This is a genomic window from Vibrio sp. 10N.286.51.E5 (genome assembly GCF_041469125.1).
Lineage (GTDB): Bacteria > Pseudomonadota > Gammaproteobacteria > Enterobacterales > Vibrionaceae > Vibrio > Vibrio crassostreae_C.
On sequence record NZ_JBFRJZ010000114.1, the window covers coordinates 1 to 273 of the forward strand.

General features: G+C 48.7%; 1 protein-coding gene. It reads right to left on the reverse strand.

The annotated features are described in order from the left end of the window. A partial coding sequence (locus AB4161_RS22640; RefSeq protein WP_372084379.1) for an Ig-like domain-containing protein occupies positions 1-273 on the reverse strand: 273 nt, incomplete at both ends.

Consider the following 273-nt stretch of genomic DNA (forward strand, 5'->3'; position numbering starts at 1 on the left):
TTCAAACACAAGTTTGTTATCAACGATGGTCACCAGACCTTTATCTGAGCTCACATTGTCTAAGGTAAAGGTCGCACCATCATCTAAATCGGTGTCGTTATCCAACACATCGACGGTTACAGTACTGTTCTCTTGAACAGCCCCAGTGTCTGCATTGGCAATTGGGAAATCGTTGGTACCGGTGACAGTAATAGTCGCGGTCGATGTGATCGGCTCGCCACTTTCATCGCTCATGGTGTACGTCACCACGACCTGCTCTGTTACACCGGCTGG